This window comes from Rhodococcus sp. 27YEA15 (genome assembly GCF_049739425.1).
Taxonomy (GTDB): Bacteria; Actinomycetota; Actinomycetes; order Mycobacteriales; family Mycobacteriaceae; genus Rhodococcus_F.
Genome location: NZ_JBMHHW010000002.1, coordinates 590068 through 607867, shown reverse-complemented (window position 1 = coordinate 607867; position 17800 = coordinate 590068). Strand labels below are relative to the sequence as shown.

The 17800-nt window shown below is 61.6% G+C and carries 16 protein-coding genes and 2 pseudogenes; 10 read left to right on the top strand and 8 right to left on the bottom strand.

Annotated elements, in window-relative coordinates; all coding sequences use genetic code 11:
- The first annotated feature begins 38 nt into the window (after positions 1 to 38).
- The 3 genes from ABH922_RS27795 to ABH922_RS27785 are packed head-to-tail and all read left to right on the top strand — an operon-like array spanning position 39 to position 3318.
- Complete coding sequence (locus ABH922_RS27795) at positions 39 to 1595, top strand: Na+/H+ antiporter NhaC family protein (protein WP_424810240.1); 1557 nt, start codon at positions 39 to 41, stop codon at positions 1593 to 1595.
- 26 nt (positions 1596 to 1621) lie between these two features.
- Entirely contained in the window at positions 1622 to 2572 is a 951-nt protein-coding gene (locus ABH922_RS27790) for a threonine/serine dehydratase (protein ID WP_424810239.1), read from the top strand.
- The gene (locus ABH922_RS27785) at positions 2569 to 3318 is read left to right on the top strand and encodes an HpcH/HpaI aldolase family protein (RefSeq protein WP_424810238.1); all 750 of its coding nucleotides are present in this window, start codon (positions 2569 to 2571) and stop codon (positions 3316 to 3318) included. The genes ABH922_RS27790 and ABH922_RS27785 overlap by 4 nt, the downstream gene beginning before the upstream one ends.
- Before the next feature lie 529 nt (positions 3319 to 3847).
- Here the strand turns inward: ABH922_RS27785 and ABH922_RS27780 are convergent.
- From ABH922_RS27780 to ABH922_RS27760, 5 genes are all read right to left on the bottom strand, one after another.
- Positions 3848 to 4066: a hypothetical protein gene (locus ABH922_RS27780; protein ID WP_424810237.1), complete on the bottom strand. Its 219-nt coding sequence runs from the start codon at positions 4064 to 4066 to the stop codon at positions 3848 to 3850.
- A 762-nt stretch (positions 4067 to 4828) separates the two neighbouring features.
- Positions 4829 to 5377 carry a helix-turn-helix domain-containing protein gene (locus ABH922_RS27775; protein WP_424810236.1) on the bottom strand — a complete coding sequence of 183 codons (549 nt, stop codon included), beginning with the start codon at positions 5375 to 5377 and terminating at the stop codon, positions 4829 to 4831.
- Positions 5378 to 5452: 75 nt separating this feature from the next.
- Positions 5453 to 6772 (bottom strand): MFS transporter, encoded by a 1320-nt coding sequence (locus ABH922_RS27770; RefSeq protein ID WP_424810235.1) that lies wholly within the window; start codon positions 6770 to 6772, stop codon positions 5453 to 5455.
- A gap of 11 nt (positions 6773 to 6783) precedes the next feature.
- Entirely contained in the window at positions 6784 to 7989 is a 1206-nt protein-coding gene (gene argE / locus ABH922_RS27765; RefSeq protein WP_424810234.1) for an acetylornithine deacetylase, read from the bottom strand.
- Positions 7986 to 8396 carry a RidA family protein gene (locus ABH922_RS27760; protein WP_424810233.1) on the bottom strand — a complete coding sequence of 137 codons (411 nt, stop codon included), beginning with the start codon at positions 8394 to 8396 and terminating at the stop codon, positions 7986 to 7988. Before ABH922_RS27760 ends, argE begins: the two co-directional genes overlap by 4 nt.
- 129 nt (positions 8397 to 8525) lie before the next feature.
- Between ABH922_RS27760 and ABH922_RS27755 the strand changes: the two genes are divergently transcribed.
- Positions 8526 to 9488, top strand: coding sequence for a threonine/serine dehydratase (locus ABH922_RS27755; RefSeq protein WP_424810232.1), 963 nt, complete (start codon positions 8526 to 8528; stop codon positions 9486 to 9488).
- 883 nt (positions 9489 to 10371) lie between these two features.
- On the opposite strand, the gene ABH922_RS27750 is transcribed toward ABH922_RS27755, so the two are convergent.
- Complete coding sequence (locus ABH922_RS27750) at positions 10372 to 11235, bottom strand: ANTAR domain-containing protein (RefSeq protein ID WP_424810231.1); 864 nt, start codon at positions 11233 to 11235, stop codon at positions 10372 to 10374.
- Positions 11236 to 11409: 174 nt separating this feature from the next.
- Between ABH922_RS27750 and ABH922_RS27745 the strand changes: the two are divergent.
- Positions 11410 to 12121, top strand: a pseudogene (locus ABH922_RS27745) (IS6 family transposase).
- Positions 12122 to 12323: 202 nt separating this feature from the next.
- Here the strand turns inward: ABH922_RS27745 and ABH922_RS27740 are convergent.
- Positions 12324 to 12713: an allene oxide cyclase barrel-like domain-containing protein gene (locus ABH922_RS27740; RefSeq protein ID WP_424810230.1), complete on the bottom strand. Its 390-nt coding sequence runs from the start codon at positions 12711 to 12713 to the stop codon at positions 12324 to 12326.
- A gap of 23 nt (positions 12714 to 12736) precedes the next feature.
- Positions 12737 to 13507: an AfsR/SARP family transcriptional regulator gene (locus tag ABH922_RS27735; protein WP_424810332.1), complete on the bottom strand. Its 771-nt coding sequence runs from the start codon at positions 13505 to 13507 to the stop codon at positions 12737 to 12739.
- 241 nt (positions 13508 to 13748) lie between these two features.
- Between ABH922_RS27735 and ABH922_RS27730 the strand changes: the two genes are divergently transcribed.
- The 5 genes and pseudogenes from ABH922_RS27730 (at position 13749) to ABH922_RS27710 (ending at position 17784) form a co-directional block, all read left to right on the top strand.
- The gene (locus ABH922_RS27730) at positions 13749 to 15395 is read left to right on the top strand and encodes an HAD-IIIC family phosphatase (protein WP_424810229.1); all 1647 of its coding nucleotides are present in this window, start codon (positions 13749 to 13751) and stop codon (positions 15393 to 15395) included.
- Positions 15392 to 15661 (top strand): hypothetical protein, encoded by a 270-nt coding sequence (locus ABH922_RS27725; RefSeq protein ID WP_424810228.1) that lies wholly within the window; start codon positions 15392 to 15394, stop codon positions 15659 to 15661. Before ABH922_RS27730 ends, ABH922_RS27725 begins: the two co-directional genes overlap by 4 nt.
- Positions 15658 to 15885, top strand: a complete 228-nt coding sequence (locus ABH922_RS27720; RefSeq protein WP_424810227.1) for a phosphopantetheine-binding protein — start codon at positions 15658 to 15660, stop codon at positions 15883 to 15885. Before ABH922_RS27725 ends, ABH922_RS27720 begins: the two co-directional genes overlap by 4 nt.
- Positions 15882 to 16637 (top strand): thioesterase II family protein, encoded by a 756-nt coding sequence (locus ABH922_RS27715; RefSeq protein WP_424810226.1) that lies wholly within the window; start codon positions 15882 to 15884, stop codon positions 16635 to 16637. The genes ABH922_RS27720 and ABH922_RS27715 overlap by 4 nt, the downstream gene beginning before the upstream one ends.
- Positions 16561 to 17784, top strand: a pseudogene (locus tag ABH922_RS27710) (acyltransferase family protein). Before ABH922_RS27715 ends, ABH922_RS27710 begins: the two are co-directional and overlap by 77 nt.
- Positions 17785 to 17800 lie beyond the last annotated feature (16 nt).

Genomic DNA, 17800 nt, shown 5'->3' with positions numbered 1-17800 from the left:
TCAATGGCGGACTGCCATGCTTTGAGTAATGGAGCCACATGTCGAACGAGACCAGTTCCTCCCTCATCAACAATCTGGATGAGGACAGGTTGACCTTCCGGATCGGCCGCCTGGGCGCGTATGTCGCCCCAATCGTTTTCGGTGGCGGCACTATCATCTTGTTTCTCGTGCTCGGGGCGTTCGATCTGACTGCGCTGGCGGTGAGTGGTCTAGTCGGGCTACTGGTCGCGTCGGCCTTCGCACGTAGCCAGGGCACCTTCTGGGAGGCTGCCGTGCGCGGCTTGACGTCTCCGACGTGTGCCACGTTGGTACTGCTCATGCCGATCGTCGGGATCGTCGGCTCCATGCTGAAGAACAGCGGCATTTCGGACGGCTTCATCTGGCTGTCGGAAACGCTGTCGGTACCGGCAGGGCTGTTCCCGGTCATGACGTTCGTGATCACCTGTTGTATCGCGATGGCAACCGGCTCGGCTGGCGGCACGCTCATTACCCTGTTTCCGCTGCTCTATCCGGCAGGTGCCGTACTCGGGGCATCGCCTGTGCTCATTGCGGGCGCGATCATCTCTGGCGCCCTGTTCGGTGACAACCTCGCCCCCCTCTCGGACACAACGATCATCTCCGCTTCCACCCAGCGATACCGCCGCCGAGAGGGTATCGCCGAGGTTTCCGGCGTCGTCCGTGCTCGTAGCCGATATTCCCTCTCTGCTGCTGCCATTGCCACAGTCCTGTTTGCCGTGCTCGGCATGTCCACTGTGCGTCCAACGTCGACAGAGGCGACTGGACCTGCCGTCGAGCCCGGTGGTCTTCTGATGCTCGTAGCGGTTGTCGCCCTCCTCGTCGTTGCGTTCTGGAAGAAGAACCTCTTTGCAGCGCTGGGCGTTGCGCTGGCAGTTGGCATAGCGGTCGGGCTTTTCGGCAATCTCTTCTCCCCGGCCGACATCATCGGAGTGACGGACAGTGTGCCGTCCGGCTTCCTTGTCGACGGGGCGGCGGGGATGATGTCGCTCGTTGCAATGTTGCTGGCAGTGTTTGCGATCGTCGGCGTGGCCGAGGCAGCGGGCGTGTTCGATGACCTCATTGCTCTGCTCACCCGTGGACGCTTCACACAGACACCACTTGGCGCGGAGTTGTCCATCGGCGCAGCTTCGGCTCTGGGAACCATCGGATTCGCTGGAGCAAACGGGCCGGCACTACTGTTCCTCGGGCCGATCATGGATCGAGTGGGGGCCCAGGTGCAGCTGCACCCTTACCGTCGATCAAACGTAATGGATTGCTTTGCAATGGGAGTCGGCTCCGTCTTCCCGTTCGCCAGCTACTCCCTCTTTCTTGGTGGAAGCCTCACCGTCGGGTTTGCTGAGGTGGAGTCACTTTCACCATTCGAGATCTTTCCCGCAATGATCTACCCGTTTGCGCTCACCGTGGTAATTCTCGTTGCTGTCCTGACCGGGTGGGGCCGACGTTTCGAGGGACCGGATGGGAAGCCGGTGAAGAACCGCCCAGCACCCGTCGAACAAGCTCCCGTTGCGCAAGAGGGACCGCGCTCGGACGGCGACAAAGAGCTGCACTCTGCGGCACCCACCGTCCCCTCAGCCTGACCGTTCGACCTGAATAGAGAGACATCATGAACCCTTTCCTTGACGATTCTGTCACCGTGGCCCATCAGCGGATCGCGCCCTATATTCGTCGAACTCCATTGTCGAGGACACAGATCGGCGGAGCTGATGTGTGGTTCAAACACGAATACCTGCAACACACCGGCTCGTTCAAGACTCGCGGTGCGCTCAACCGAGTTCTTGCCGCACGATCGTCCGGTGAACTGACTGACGCCGGCGTTGTCTGCGCGTCGGGTGGAAACGCCGGACTCGCTTACGCGTACGCAGGCAAGCGCCTCGGTATCGCGACCACCGTGTTTGTTCCGTCAATTGCTCCGGCTGTGAAAGTGGACGCGTTGCTTCGGCTCGGCGCCGACGTGCGTATCGTCGGGTCGGAATTTGCCGAATCTTATGTTTCTGCAATGGATTTCACTTCCAAAACTGGCGCCACCTTCGGGCATCCCTACGACCAACCGGAAATGGTTGCCGGAGCGGCCACCATGACGGCGGAGATTATCGAAGACGTCGACGATCTCGACGCGGTGTTCATAGCTGTCGGCGGAGGCGGGCTGGTCGGAGGCGCGATGCTCGCAGCCCCGGCCGGTACCACCGTGGTGGCTGTCGAGCCGCGTATGTGTTCCGCGCTGAACAATGCTCTGATTGCCGGGGAGCCCGTAGACGGGCCTGTGGGAGGGGTAGCGGCCGACTCCTTGGGCGCACGACGCATCGGATCGATTGCCTTCGATCTCGCCCGCCAGCACCACCCGCAGGCCATCGTCGTCGAAGAACACGAGATCGTCGCCGCACGTGAATTCCTATGGCGCGAATACAGAGTCGTTGTTGAACACGCCGCAGCAACAGCGGTTGCGGGCCTATTGTCGGGCGCATTCGTCACTGAGCCGGGGGCACGGATCGCGGTTGCGCTCTGCGGCGCAAACACTGACCTCTCCACTTTGGTCGAGAGCGCGGTGCAGCGATGACAGAAGGATCGCTTGGCATTTGGTCTACGCTGCGGGACCCACAAGCGGCTATTGCTCTTGCGCAGGAACCATTCGGTTGGATTGCGATCGATCAGCAGCACGGATTCGCCCGTCCTGGAGATACTCTCGACATCCTTACGGCACTGCGGAACTGGAACGGACGGAAGTACGTCCGGGTTGCGGAAAACTCTTTTGCCGAGATCGGCCGCGCCCTGGACAACGGGGCGGACGGCGTCATTGTGCCCATGATCAACTCACCACACGAGGCACGAGCCGCCGTAGAGGCGACACGGTTCCCGCCCGTCGGCCGACGCAGCTGGGGACCATACCGGGGTGGCGCTGCAGCCAACGCAACCCCGGAAGAGATCAACGCGACGATCGAATGCCTCGTCATGATCGAGACCGCGGAAGGACTCGGATCCGTCAAAGAAATCGCCGCTGTCCCAGGGGTCACGGGCGTCTTCGTCGGCCTCTTCGATCTCGCCTGTGCACTCGGAATCACTGTGCACGACCTGTTGAACGCGCAAGACGCCGGCGCACCGCTCTCACACATCGTGAGCGCGGCTAGAGACGCAGGTATCACCGCAGCCGCATTTGGCGGCAGTGGCGACACCAGCCGAATCCTCACGGAAGCGGGATTCCACCTCACCGCAGTCATCACAGATGTCGATGCCATTGTCCTCGGCGCAGTGCTCGCGACGACCGCAGCGAGCCCGCAGCCGAAAGATGGTCGGTCGGATACCTGATCGACGTTCGGTGTCTCCCCAATCAGAGTGACTGTGGTTGGTGTGACGCCCTCTGTCAGACTTCGATAGAAGATGCACAGGAACATTTTTCGTTCCAATATCTTCGACAAAACGCGGCGCGCGGCCATCCCATTTCCTTAGTTGTGGGTCGGCCACGCGCCGGCGGGCACTGGACCGATTCCTGCCAGCTCACAAAGCCTCACAAGTGGGTCCAGCGCGGCCAATCCGAAAGTGAGCTGTAGAGCTCTCGACGCTGATGGACATCATCGTCCGGATCTGATCACGGTCGTTCTCATTGAGAGCGTCCGAGCGGACCCGTTCGGTTTCGACCATAAGTTCCGGTCGACGATTTGCGGTAGTCGGGTGTTGGTCACTAAATCGGTCCGAATGCGGTCGACGCTCCCGGTTCCGAAAACACATTCCAATACGGATTCCTGTCGTCGCAGAACTGCAGCACCGGAAGTGCGTACCAAATAGCACTGGTCCAGAAACGAAAAGCCGGTACCGTACAACTCGCACGTCAACGTGATTACGAACGCTTATAGCGGGTGAGTTCGGCGGCGTAAGAAACGCGGATGCGGCCTCGTTTGATCTTGAGGGTGGGAACCGTGATGTCGGCAAATTCGCCTAGACGATGCAGGTGTGTTCCCCCGCACGGCGCAACATGGAGGTCTCCGATACGGACCGTCCGCAAACCTGCGTCATTGACGTCGGCCGATACACGAAGATCGCTGGCGATCGCGTCCATCGCGCTATCACGTAGTTCCTCAGCGACGCGGGATCGCCCCGACTCGTCGAGGAGGCGTGTGTCGGAGCGATCGATTGCGAATTCGATTCGGGCCTGACCCGGAAAGTGGATGTTTCCGAGGAGAGTCCACCCTTGTGCTTGACCTGCTGCTTCAAGGAGGTGCCCAGCGGTGTGATAGGCCGCGTTCTGTAGTCGTTGCTCAAGATCAATTCGGCTGCACACGGATTGGCCGACGTGGTAGAGACCGCGCTCTTGATCGTCAACGACGGCTGACACGATGACCAGACCGGATTCAGGATCGCGGGTCGGGACGATTTCATGATTGTCAAGCCAACCCTTGTCTGCAGGTTGACCTCCCCCCTGCGGGTGAAAGATACACTGCTCCAATGCAACCCATTCACGACCGTCTCGCACTCCGAGCGCCACGATGGAGGTATGGAGATGATCGAGGTAGGTGTCGTCAAGGTAAGTGCGTGTCTGACTTGCCTCTGGCTTACGAGAGTGGCGATCGACGGATGATGGCTTTGGCACTCGTGCAGCCCCTCTTCGTGTTATCGATAGGTATGACCTATGGCTAGTGTGGAGCGATGGCGGTCCAGACTGCGACACCGAATTTCGAGCCGGCATCGCCGTAGGCTATTGGCGAAAATTGGTGAACGTGCAGGACGCTGTTGCCGTGTGGTAAGCGGATACCCGAAATGTTGGGTGGAGTGGACCCGTCAGGGTCGGTCATTCAATCGAGTTGTCTCGGAACTGGATTGGTCAGGTTAGTGTAGGGGAGACGAGGAAGACTGCGATGTCGGCTTCGCTGTCGAAGGTTTCGTACCGGTGGGGAAGATCGCCGGGAAAGCTGAGGAAGTCACCGGTTTTGATAGTGACCGGTTCGTCGAGGATTCCCGCGAGTACCTGGCCGCTGGCAACCAGGAGGTGCTCAGTCGTTCCTGCCGCGTGGGGGATACCGTCCATTCGGGTGTGGGCAGGCATCCGCAGACGCCATATCTCGGTGCTGTGACCTGCGCCGACCCGTCGGAGTAGTTCGCGGCTGATCTCCCCAACGGTCTGTGACGTGCTGGCTCGGTGGACCGTGCCGGAAGAAACTGGGTCGTCGAGCAAGTCAGTGATAGGCAGGTGCAGAGCCGCGGCGAGAGCGGCGAGAGTGTCGATCGTCGGGTTGCCTCGGCCTGCTTCGATACTCGACAAGGATGCCTTCCCGATGCCGGCCCGACGTGCGAGTTCGGCAGCGGAAAGGCCGCGCTGTTCGCGGCGCCGTTTGAGCTGAGGACCGAGTGCGGCACCCACACGTTCGGTCACAGGGTCCACCAAACATTCCTGAGAACGTGTTCGCCCAGGGAGTCCTTCATCGCCGCGGCTCTGCCTACCATGCGATCAGCGCTGAGCGTATCGGCGTCGTACTACTACTGTGCTGCACACCGACACGATAGCAATGGCGAGCAAGTAGAAACTCGGCGCCAGCGCAGTCCCGGTGAAGTCGATAAGCCAGGTCAAGATGAACGGGGCGAAGCCACCGAATACGGTGACGCCGATGTTGTAGGCGATTGACAGGCCTGTGGTTCGAGATTCGGCGGGGAAGAGTGCCGACATCAGGGCCGGCACCGGCCCGAAGTAGGCGGCGGCCAACAAACCGAAGATGATCTCGATGCCGACCATCATCGGCAGGTACGGGAAGCCGTCGATGAGCGCGAACAGGGGGATGGCGGTGAGAGCGCTGGCGATGGCGGCGGGGAGCATGACCCTGGTGGCACCGATCCGGTCTGCGAGGATCCCGAACAGCGGCGCAGCGACGAACAGGACTGCGCCGAATGTCAAGGTGGAGACGAAGGCACCGGCTGGATCCATCCCCAAGGAGCGGATCGCATAGGTGGGCATGTACAAGGCCATGTAGGCCGACACCGTGCACAGCGCGACGATTCCGACGATGGTGAGCATCTGGCCTCGGTTGGTGGTGAAGGTATCGGTGACCGGGGCCTTGGAAGGAGTGGTACTCCGGAACTCGGGGGTTTCCTCCATGGTGTTGCGGATATACATGCCAACCGGCCCGATGAGCAGGGCGAAAATGAACGGAACACGCCAACCCCAGCTCTCCAGCGAGTGCTCGGACAGGTAGTTGTTCAAGATGAAGCCGAACAGACCTGCAAGCAGGATCGCCGCTCCCTGGGTCGCTACCTGCCAGCTGCCGTAAAACGACTTACGGTTTGGTGCGTATTCGACAAGGAATGTTGTAGCGCTGGCGAATTCACCTCCTGCCGAGAATCCCTGCAAGAGGCGAGCCAACACGATGATGACGCTGGCGGCGACGCCGATCGTGGCTGCAGTGGGCGCCACTACGATTATCACGGTACCGGCGAACATCAGCATGATCGACAGCATCAAGCCTGCTTTGCGGCCCTTACGGTCGGAGTATCTTCCGATGACGACGGCCCCGATCGGACGCATGATGAACGAGATCCCGAAGGACAAAAACGCCAGCATCAGCGAGGATGTCGGGTTGTCCGTGGGGAAGAACAGAGCCGAGATTGTGACGGCGAAGGTGCCGTAGACGGTGAGGTCGAACCACTCAAGTCCGTTACCGACAGAGGCGGCCACGACAGCCTTGCGCGCGTCGCGCACTTGCTCGGCTGTCGGAGTAGTTCTGGGTATGTCGGTCGTGGTCGGTCCATGGGCTGGGCTACGGGATTCGGGGGCCATATCACGCGTCCTTATTTGCTGAGGAGAGAGAGAAAAGGGATCGCAGACTGCATATTGGTCCGCAGGCGATCAAGGAACTGATCACACGAGCGGATCTGGTCGAGGTCGATGTACTCATCCGGGATGTGCGCTTGTTCGATCGACCCTGGCCCGTAAACCACGGTGTCGATGCCTGCGCTGCGATAGATGCCGGCTTCGGTGCCGTAAGAGACCCAACTACCGTCGTGTGCTTCGCCGGTCAAGCCGTTGACGAGGTCCAGCGCAGGTCCAGATGGGTCCGGTGCCAGCGCGGGGACGTCGACGACTCGTTCGATGGTGACGCCGGTGCTTGAGTCGACCTGACGCATCGCGCGCTCGAATACGGCGATTCGGGAGAAAATTTCACGTTCAAGGGCATCGGCATCATGGTCAGGCACTGGGCGAATTTCTACATGAACTGTGCAGTCGCTAGGTACGATGTTCGGCTCGGTTCCACCATGGATCGGCCCGACGCTCACACTCGTGTGGGGAACAGCAAACTGATCCGAAAATGGCCCTTCGATGGACAACCGGTCGGACAGGTCGGCGAGAAAAGCCACTAAGCGCCCGGCGAAAGCAACGGCATTAACACCGGTCGGCGCCAGCGACGAATGCACTGAGCGGCCTCGGAAAGCCACTCGATATCGGCGACAACCTTTGTGCCCGATGACCGGGCGCATCGAGGTCGGTTCGCCGACTATCCCCACACGCGGCGTGCCATCGCTAGTGAGCAGATCGAGTAGTTGCCGAGCACCGGCGCAACCGGTTTCTTCGTCGTAGGTGAACGCGACATTCAAGGGCACCGACAACGGCGCTGCCAGAAAGTCCGGTAGGTGCGTGAGCACCGACCCACAAAATGCCTTCATGTCGGCCGCACCACGCGCGTACAGGCGGCCGTCGCGCACCTGCGGTCGAAACGGTGGGCTCGTCCAATTCTGACCCTCGACCGGGACAGTATCCAGATGTCCGGACAGCAGCACCCCTCCGTCAGTGCGGCCGTCTGCGTCGGCAATGGTGACGAGCAGGTTCTCCTTGTAGCCGTCGGGGCTCTGCTGGAGTATCACGGGCACCCCCGCGGCTTCGAGGGTTTCCGCGATTCGGGTGGTCAGCGGGAGGTTGGTTCGACTGCTCGTGGTGTCGAGGGAGAGCAAGTCGATGATCGTGTCCAGGCTGCGTGGAGCGGTGTTGGTGTCGGTCATGATTGGTTCTCGCGAGAGTCGTCGAGGTAGGCCACACAGTCGATTTCGAGATCGAACTGTGCCGGCCAGGAGGCAACAGGCACGAAGGTACGCGAGGGAAAGTCGGTTCCGAAGAACTGTGCGTAGACCTCGTTGATCATCGAGTACCACCCGGCGTTCGAGCAGTAGATGCGGATGTTGACCACGTCGGACTTTTTCGCACCAGCTGCGGTGAGGCACGCCTCCAAGGATGCGAGGGCTTCGCGGGTCTGGGTGCGGATATCACCTACAACAAGTTCACCGGTCACATGGGAGTACGGCGGCGTCCCGGAAACATACACGAAGTTCCCGGCCCGAGTGACAAGTGAAAGCGGTGCGTGCGACAACGCCTCTGACAGGACCGGAACCGGGACGATTTGCTTGGGCATGACACTCCTTCGACGACAGTGTGACCGTCGCCACTAGTTCATTGTTACGAACGAAGTGTATGTTTTAAAGAACTCGTTCGCTAGACCCAATCATTTCGTTCACGTAAATAGTCGCGATGAAGGGAAACCATGCTTACCCGTTCCGATGTCCTTGCCGCTGACGTCCAAATCCGCGAACACATCCGCCGCACCCCACTCGTCCAGGTTTACGGCAGCCCCCAGCCACTCTGGCTGAAATGCGAGTTCATGCAACACACGGGTTCGTTCAAGGCGCGGGGAGCATTCAATCGAGTGTTTTCGGCGAAGTCCCGGGGGGAACTGGACCCCGCCGTGGGCATCGTCGCTGCGTCCGGCGGCAATGCCGGAATGGCCAATGCCTACGCCGCTGCTCGCGCCGGAGTCCCGGCCACAGTGTTCGTTCCACTGACCGCTCCCCCGGTAAAGGTCGCACGACTGCGTGAATATGGCGCGCTCGTTCGTCAGGTGGGAAACGAGTATGTTGAAGCGTTCGATGCTGCAATCGAGTACGCCTCACAGACCGGCGCCGTCTTCTGCCACGCCTACGACCAGCTCGAGATCGCGGCCGGAGCAGGCACCCTCGCTGAGGAAATCCTGCACGACGAACCAGAGATCGACACCGTGATCGTCTCCGTCGGCGGCGGCGGCTTGTTGGCCGGTGTTCTTGCCGGAATCGACGGACGGGCAAAAGTGGTTGCTGTCGAACCGCGAACGATCCCGACGCTGAACGCCGCCCTGACCGCGGGAAAACCCCTCGATGTTTCCGTATCGGGTATCGCAGCGGATTCACTCGGCGCACGGCGCATCGGCAACGTCGCGTTCGACACCGCCTCCAAAATCGCTGTTTCGAGCGTGTTGGTCGACGACGTAGACATCGACGCCGCCCGAACGCGCCTGTGGACCGAGTACCGCATCGCTGCCGAACACGGGGCGGCTACCGCGTACGCGGCATTGACGTCCGGCGCGTACACCCCTACGACTGGAGAGCGTGTCTGTGTCGTCATCTGCGGCGCCAATACTGATCCCGCGACGCTCGCCACTGTGCCCGTCGAAACGGCTCTGTCACGTCGCTGAGCGCGGTCCTGGAGAATATAACATGACCATCCCAGTGCGATCCGCACAAGGCCGACCGCCCTGTAGGTCTTCTAGTCACATTACTGATCACATTACTGATGATTGCGTGCCGGAATGACCTTATCCACCAGTCTGTTTCCAGCGCATTCGTGGCCTGGCCACTGGCAGTGCCGCGCGATACTCCGATCGAGGTTTATGGAGTCGCGAGAGTAGAAGAAGGACAACGCCGGCCAGGTGGCAGTATCGCGATGAGCATCATGCTGATCCCTCCCGAAGAATCTCGCCGGTGGGACGGTTCCGGTAATCACTGAAGACCCAAATGTGTTTGGAAAGAAGACAATTTCTATCAGAATCGCCACTATCGCTGGGCAATAGGACATCAAGAAGTTGTGCGCCAGGGTGGGACATTCCGGCGGTCCTGGACATCGATCTTCGTGGTCGACAGTGACGACTGACCGCAATGCAGGTCAGCGCACCCGAATAACTCTGCGTAGAGGTTCGTTGTAGAGGCTGACCGTGCTGACGTTCTTTGCCCCGGGTACCACCGAAAGAATGCCGCTTCGAGCGGCCACTTGCCAAGAGGCGCAAGACGGGCACCGACCTTGTGGAAGCCGCTGGGCACCTTTTCGGTGCCGGCGGCTTCGTCATTTCCAGGGTGGTCAGTGTCGGCCGGGGAGGTTGACTGGCGGATGTGCAGCATTTTCAAACGTGCGATCTTCGTGAGCCGACTTTCACACCGACCAGCGGCGCAGGCTGCGCGCGCGTGGCGTGGACGAAGGACTGTGACCGCGCGCGCCTGAGACTCGCGCGCAGGCTGCGCGCGCGTGGCGTGGACACCACCAGACCAGCAGTACCGATCATACTCAGGCGTCACTGACGCTGATCACCTCGTAGTCAGCGATCCCACCAACTCGGCAGCCAACACGCACACACGGATATTGCGTTGCTGAGACTGCTCCACGAGCATCTCGAAGGCCCGAACATCATCGATCCCATGCAACGCCATCAACACCCCCTTCGCCTGCTCGATCACCGCCCGCGACCTCATCGCCTCATGCAAACCGTCAACCTCCGTACGCCACTGCTGCGCCCGCCGCGCATTCCACACCGCTCCTTCGACCGCGGCGACAAACACCTGCAACAACACCTCGTCGATCTCGCTGAAACCATGATCGCTGTAACTGTAAAGATTGAGCGCACCGACATGCTGCTCGTCGGTCGTCAACGGCGCCGACAGGTAACTCGCCACCCCCATCCCAGCGACATTTGAGGCAAAAACCGGCCATTTCCGCGCGGCATCGTCGACCCGAACCCGCACCACCTGCCCTGCCCGAGCCGCCTCGAGACACGGACCTTCGTTCGCCCGGTACTGATCGACATCGACATCGAGAGCGCGCTCATCCGTACGCGCCACCGTCTCCGGCGGGTTGCTGTCGACAGAGAGAACGGTCACCCCCGCCATGTCCGCACTTGGGATCGTCGCCACGATCTGTCCGCACACCGCCTGTAACAACACCGGCAAGTCCATCGACGTTCGCAAAAGCGCACCGAAACGCTCTACGGCAGAAGATATTTCATCACTGCTGTACTCGTATACCGCAACATCCTCGACGGCCGGAGAAGAGGTGTCAGTGATGATCGAAGAAGGCGCATCGGCAACAGGTCTGACGGGGCTTCTCATGACAATCCTGTCCCGCAGGAACTTCCGGTCCTGCGCACACTGAAAAGGTGGCGTCGCCAGCTTCACCGATACCGATGACTCTACCTCCCCAGATGGGTACCAGCGCCTGTAGGGGACCATCTGTTTCGCGTTTTCACCGTGCCGTGGTCAGCTCGCGTCGGCATCGAACCGTTCACCGCCGATGACGTCCTGCGCGGGCACTGTCACGTTGTTGAACGCGGCAAACTGGGAGAATGTGGCGTGAGCACCTCTATACCGTTGCACAAAGGTCACCGCTACCCGGTCGAGATCATCAACCACTGCGCGTGGTTGTACTTCCGGTTCCCGCTCAGCTTCCGTGAAGTCGAGGAGATGATCCTCGAACGCGGTGTCGTGGTCAGCTACGAGACGATCCGGCGGTGGTGCGACAAATTCGGGCAGGCATACGCCAACCAGCTGCGCCGACAGCGAGCGCGGCCCGGCGACAAGTGGCATCTCGACGAGGTCTTCATCCGCATCAACGGCAGCCACCATTATCTGTGGCGGGCGGTCGACCAGCACGACAACGTGCTCGATGTGCTGGTCCGGTCGCGCCGAAACGGCAACGCCGCCAAACGATCCTTCCGTAAGCTGCTCAAGGGCTTGCAGTATGCGCCGCAAGTGATCGTCACCGACAAGCTGACCAGCTACAGCGTCGCTCACCGCGAAATACTGGCCTCGGTCGAGCATCGCCGATCCAAGTACTTTCAGCAACCGGGCCGAGAATTCCCATCAACCGACCCGACAACGCGAGCGGGCGATGAAACGCTTCACATCACCCGGACACGCGCAACGCTTCCTCTCCGCTTTCGCGGGTATTTCACCGCACTTCCGGCCCACCCGGCACAGACTCTCGGCGCCTGAGTGGCGTGCCGAGATGGCCGACCGCTTTGCGGCCTGGCAGGAAGTCACCGCGCCCGACACCGTCGCCTGAAAGTTAACTGCCCGGCGGCGTCCCGTAGCGGCCTGTCCCAAACTAGCTGCACCGCTATATTTTTCGATTAACGTGACAGTGCCATTCAGATCCCAATTGGCCAAATCGAAGACTCGCGAAGGTCTTGCCGATCGGAAATCAAGGTTCGGCGACCCGTCAACGGCGATACAGCACAATGTTGGACTTGTATTCCTTGTGGGTGTCAACCGGGCCGGAATTGCCGGAAACCCACCGCCCCCTTGAACTTACCCGCGACGCCGACGGCCTGGATGGTCGCCTGCTCACCCGCGGTCAGACGTGAGTCGTCGACGAGTCCGCCGGTCCGTATCACGGTGCCATCGGTCAGTGTGATCACTTCGGAGAAATACGCGACGAAGGCACCGTCGTCACGCTTGTAGAGCATCCGGCCCACACCCTTCGTCTGTCCGACCTTAACGTCGCCGTCGAACAGCTCGTATTCGACGGTCGCCGCGTCCTCGACGGTCGGATTCAATCCCTCGGGATCCTCATTGTTCGAGCCGTACTTCAGCACTCGTTCCGAGAGATGCGGATGCTGGTAGGCAGGACCGCACGTACTTTTCGTTTCGAACATCGAGCGTCGACGAAACGGATTGATCAGCCCGCCAAGCGGGTTTCATCGCCGACGAGAATTGCCTGATGTAGTTCGCGCAGTGCACGACACGGTTCGAGCCCGAGCTCCCGCGTCAACGTCTCGCGCGCGGTTGTGTAGACACGGAGCGCATCCGCGCGCCGATCACTCCGGTAGAGAGCCAGCATCAACTGGTGATAAAAGACCTCGCGGAGCGGCTGCTCGTAGACGAGGTCGTAGAGAAAGCCGATCAGCTCACGGTGACGCCCCAGGATGAAGTCGCATTCGACGAGCAGTTCGACACATTCCCGTCGCGCCTCCTCAGCCCAGGTGCCGAACCGGCCGACGATCTCCCCCTCGTCCAGATCGCTCAGTATCGGGCCCCGGATCAACTCGAGCGCGGACCAGAACGAGGCCGAGGCCTCTTCATGACGGCCTGCCCGCATCCGCGTGCGCCCCTCTCGGACGAGCCGGCGGAACACCAGCAGGTCGAGATCATCGTTACCGAGTTCGATCAGATATCCCGGCGCCCTCGTGATCAGTGGAGACCGGCCCGGCTGCACCGTTGTCAGGTACTTGCGGAGCTGCGAGATGTAGACGTGCAGACCGGCGGTGGCACGGCGCGGTGGAGAATCTCCCCACAGTTCACGCAGCAACTGATCACTGGAGACAACCTGATTCGATCGGATCAACAACGCGGCCAGAACCGTCTGAACCTTGCGCGCACCGAGCGACGACACGTCCTCGGTCACCTGTTCGCCCGACTGCTCGTCATTGCCGCGGGAGTCGTCCGACACTACGTTCAACCCACCAAGTATTTGATAACGCACTCTGACCTCCCGTTCATAGCGCCGACTACGATGGACCGGGCACTTCGGACCGGTTATCACAGAAGTCTGCCCAACCGATCGGCACAGCACATCAGAGAAACTACGTATCTTCGGCCGGCGGGTCACCGACCCGCCGGGTTCTGTCGAGAATGTGCCGCTTGTGCTGCGCTTTGGTTCGGCTTCAGCGCAGACCACGAGCATGGACGACATGCCCAGCCCTTCACACAGCATTGCCGTCGAACCCACCGGCGTCGGCGCCGAGCCCGTGTTGGCCCTACATCGACGTGGCGACCTCGCCGCCGAGTATCCCCGGGTCCGCGAGCTGCTCGCCGATCTGTCACCCGGCGAATTGTCCAAAGCCGGCCGCGCGCTGTCGAAGATCACGGCGCACGACGTCCTGGCCTCGCATCCGGGGACCCCGACCATCACCGTCGGGGTGACAGGTAACGCAGTCCTGAGCGGCCTTTCAGCCGCGGTGACCGCACAGTGTGCCCGCCACGGCCTTTTCGCAAGCGTCGATGAATCCGATTTCGACTCCTGGATCCGCGATCTCGGCGATGGCGAGACACCGTTCTCGGTGTCCCCACCCGACCTGGCCCTCGTTGTACTCGATCCCGCCGTCGTGTTCGGATCTGTTCCACCGGTCTGGCGTCCCGACAACGTGCAGTCGGTACTCGATCAGCGGATCGATCTCCTGGCCTCGCTGGTCACGCACTTCACTCGGCGGAACCCGGCAACGACCCTGGTACTCAACACCATCCCGCTCCCCCGAGTGGCTGCCGCACAGCTCACTGATCACCGATCGCGCGCACGGCTCGGAGCCATCTGGCGAAGCGCCAACGTGCGAATCCTGGGACTGGCCGAGCTTGCGGGCGTCGTCGTGGTGGACACGGAGACACTGTACTTCGACGGAATCGCCGTCACCGAACCGCGATTGAGCGTCTACGCGAAAGCCCACCTGCGTCCGGAACTGCTGAGTCGATACGCCAGAGAGGTCGGCCACATCGCCAGGCAACGGCTCGGTCGGAGCAAGAAGGTCCTCGCGGTGGACCTCGACGGAACACTCTGGGGCGGCGTGCTCGGTGACGACGGGATCGAGGGCATCGAGGTCGCCGACACCTACCGGGGCGAGGCCTTCCGCTCGCTGCAGGGCGTCGTCAAAAAACTGGCCGCACAGGGAGTTCTGGTCGCGGCGGTGAGCAAGAACGACATCGAACCCGCCACCGATGCACTCCGCAATCACCCCCGGATGACCCTCCACGAGGATGACTTCGTGCGAATCGTGGCCAATTGGCGGCCCAAACACGACAACCTGCAGGAATTGGCGCGAGATCTGAACCTCGGAGTCGACAGCATCGTGTTCGTCGACGACAGCGCCTACGAGCGCGGGCTCATCACCCGCGAACTTCCCGACGTCGATGTCATCTCCTTCGACACCGAACCCGCCCACCATGTCGAGAAGCTGCTCACCGACGGCTGGTTCGACACGATCGAACTGACGACCGACGATCGGCTGCGGCCGCAGCGCTACAAGGAAGAACTGGTCCGGCGCGACTTTCTCCACACGTTCGAGAGTCCGTCAACGACTACCTCAGTGAACTCGACGTGGGTGTCCGGGTGGCCCGGGCCGACGACTGGGAACTGCCTCGGATCTCGCAGGTCACCCTGCGTACCAACCAGTTCAACCTCACCACACAACGTCTTCAGCCGGCGGACGTCAAGGCCCTTCACCGCGATCCGGACAGCTATGTGCTGGGAATCCACGCCACCGACCGCTTTGGCGACAACGGACTGGTGGGCGCGATACTCGCGCACCGCTCCGGGCCAGAGATCCACATCGACAATTTCCTGTTGAGCTGCCGGGTGTTCTCATGTGGGATCGAGCAGGCGTCGCTGGCCGCGCTCCTCGATCACGCCCACCGACACGGTGTGACCGCGGTGACGGGTGAGTACCGGCGGTCGTCGAAGAATCACAAGGTCCGGGACTTCTACACCCGTTCGGGGTTTGCACAGGTCAGCGACGACGGGTCCCTGACGATCTTCCGGCACGAACTCGAAACACTGCCCGCCGCACCCGATCACGTTCGGGTCACCGCAGAACTGGAAGGAACGACAGCATGACCTCGATCGACGATTTCGTCGGGCTCGTCAACCGTGAGCTCGGCCTGACGGTTGACGTGGACGACGTACAGCGCAACCTCGACGAGGTGGCGGGGTGGGATTCGGTGCTCCTGTTGACGCTCCTGACCGCTTTGGAGCGGGAGACGGGCCGACCTGTTCCCTTCGCCGAAGTACTCGAGGCGGACAACCTGGCGCGCATCTACGCCCTGGCGACGGAATCGTGACGCCCTACCTCGATCGGGTACCCGCGCCCACCGACCCGATCCGCTTGTTCTGCTTTCATCAGGCTGGCGCGGGAGCCTCGACCTACGCCGGTTGGGTGGACGAACCAGGGCCCGACATCGCGGTTTACCCCGTGCAGCTGCCCGGTCGGGAGAGCCGCAAAAAGGACAGCCCCATAACCGATTTCGCAGCACTCATCGACGAACTGGACGATTCGATCAGTCCCTGGTTGGACGTCCCGTACGCCTTCTACGGACACAGCATGGGCGCGGCCGTGGCGGCGTCACTGACCCGTCGACAGGCACATCGCGATCGACGGTTGCCGCAGACGCTGTTCGTGGGCGCCTACCCGGGCGACCAGTACGCGCCCCCGATGTCGGTCGCCGACCTCACCGACGACGACGTGGCGGATCTGCTGGTCGGGATCGGTGGGATGTCGGCGGTGGTCCGTCGTTACCCCGACTGGACGAAGGCGGCGGTTGACCTACTGCGGGCTGATCTCGACGCGTTGCACAGTCGAGTCATCCCTGCCGCGCCAGATCCGCTGGATGTCCCGATCCGCGCGTACGCCGGCTCCGACGATCACCTCGTCGATGTCCACGACATCGCCGAGTGGAGCCGCAGCACCACGAACTCGTTCGAACTCGAAGTCTTTCCCGGCGGCCACTTCTTCCTGCATGACTCCGGACGAGCACTGCGTTCAGACATCTCCCGCACGCTCCACGCCGTCCGGGATCACGCACGAAACACCTGATCTCGCGAAGACACAAAGGACACCTGACATGACCATCCCGGTAGGTACCACCGGTTCCAGTCGGCTCGACTCACTCACGGGCTTGCGGTTCTGTGCCGCGCCGGCCGTGTTCGTCTGCCACGCCTATCTCGTCGCCACCATGACCGGAACCCGCACGCTCCCCGAGTGGGCGACCGCGGCAGGATTCGCCGGAGTGGGCTTCTTCTTTGTCCTGAGCGGTTTCGTGTTGACATGGTCGGCGAAGAAGAACGACTCCGACCTCGGCTTCTGGCGGCGCCGATTTGTCAAGATCTACCCGAATCACTTCGTGACATGGGCCATTGCCATCGTCTTGGCCGTGTGGGCCGGAGAGGCGATCACCACCGGACAACTGGTGCCCTAGCCTCCTGATGCTCAACGCGTGGTTCCCGACGCCGAGATCCTGCGGGCCATCAACATCCCCAGTTGGTCACTGAGCGTCGAATTGTTCTTCTACTTCATGTTCCCGTTCCTGCACCGCCTGATCGTGCGGATCCCCGCACATCGCCTGAGGCTCTGGTTTGTCGGTGTCGCCGCCTTGATCGCGGCGGCGCCGGTCGTCGCCGACACGCTGCTCTCCGGCGAACCCGAGTTGCCGGGAATGGGCATGTCGATCTACCAGAACTGGTTCGTCTACGCGTTCCCGCCGGTTCTGTTGCTCGACTTCATCCTCGGCATCCTCCTGGCCCGAATCGTGATGGATAAGCGGTGGATACCGATCTCGTTGCCGGTCGCGACGCTTGTGTTGGTGGCAGGTTTCGGACTGCAGCTCTCACTCATGACGACGGTGTACGCCATGGTCATGCCGACCGTGGTGCCCATCGCGCTCGTGATCGGGGCGGCCGCCGTGCGCGACTCCCGAGGCCCCGGAACGGTATTCGGTTCGCGAACGTGGGTTTGGCTGGGAGAGGCCTCGTTCGCGTTCTACATGGTCCACTACCTCGTCCTGCACTACGCGCAGGTGGCGGTCGGTATCGAGGCGTGGCGTTCGAATGTCGGCGCGATCGTCATGAGTCTTCTGCTGCTCGGTGCCAGCGTCGCGATCGGGCGAGCTCTCTTCGTCCTGGTGGAGGATCCGCTGGTGAAACGCTGGAGTCGCCTCGCACACGGACGCCGAACACCGAACTGATCCCGAGCGACGGGCT